The 709-nt window shown below is 67.4% G+C and carries 2 protein-coding genes; both read left to right on the top strand.

Annotated features, from left to right (window positions below; translation table 11 throughout):
• Positions 1-267, top strand: a 267-nt coding sequence (locus ACG2LG_RS24090) for a hypothetical protein (protein WP_396263444.1), incomplete at its 5' end; no start/stop codon positions are given.
• Positions 268-279: 12 nt separating this feature from the next.
• Positions 280-645 carry a helix-turn-helix domain-containing protein gene (locus ACG2LG_RS24085; protein WP_396263442.1) on the top strand — a complete coding sequence of 122 codons (366 nt, stop codon included), beginning with the start codon at positions 280-282 and terminating at the stop codon, positions 643-645.
• Positions 646-709 lie beyond the last annotated feature (64 nt).

Raw genomic sequence — 709 nt, 5'->3', positions numbered from 1 at the left:
GCAGTACTGGCCATCTGGACGGAGAAACTCAGCCAGAGCGACATTTGCCGCGAGATGGAGATCAACTACATGACGCTGCAGAATTGGCAGAAGCGCGCCATGGAGGGCATGCTCCAGGCGCTGGAGAGCCATGCCAAGCTGGACGACGGAGCGGCTCTGAGTCCCCGCCTGCGCCAGCTGATGGACCGCCAGCTCGCCCGTCCGACCAAGCACCTCGACCAGCGACTGCGCCGCATCCAGAAGGGCGACAACAAGCCCCCGGCGTGATAGAACCGCAGCGTGAAAAACGACCCGAAGGCCCGCCTGCGGGCCGAGATGATCCTGCGGGTCCGCGCCGGGCAGATCACCCCGAGCGAGGCGGCCCGCCAGCTGGGAATCTCCCGCAAGACCTACTACGAGTGGGAACAGAAGGGACTCGAGGCGATGCTCGCGGGGCTGACCGACGGCCGCCCGGGACGTCCCCCGAAACCGAAGCCCGACCCGGAGATCGAGCGCCTGCGCCGCAAGGTCAGCGACCTGGAGAACCGGCTCGGCATGATGGCCGGGATCCACGACCTGCGGGACCTCCTGCGCGACCTGCGCTCCACGGCCCCGTCGACCAAGTCGCCGACCCGCCCGGCCCAACCCCATAAAAAAAAACGATGAACTCCACCACGGCATCCAGCGCCTCGAGGAACTCCGCCAGCGACTTCCGCACGGCGGCACCCGC

It is taken from the genome of Haloferula sp. A504 (assembly GCF_044385805.1).
GTDB lineage: Bacteria > Verrucomicrobiota > Verrucomicrobiia > Verrucomicrobiales > Akkermansiaceae > Haloferula.
This window is presented reverse-complemented; position numbering and strand designations above follow the sequence as displayed.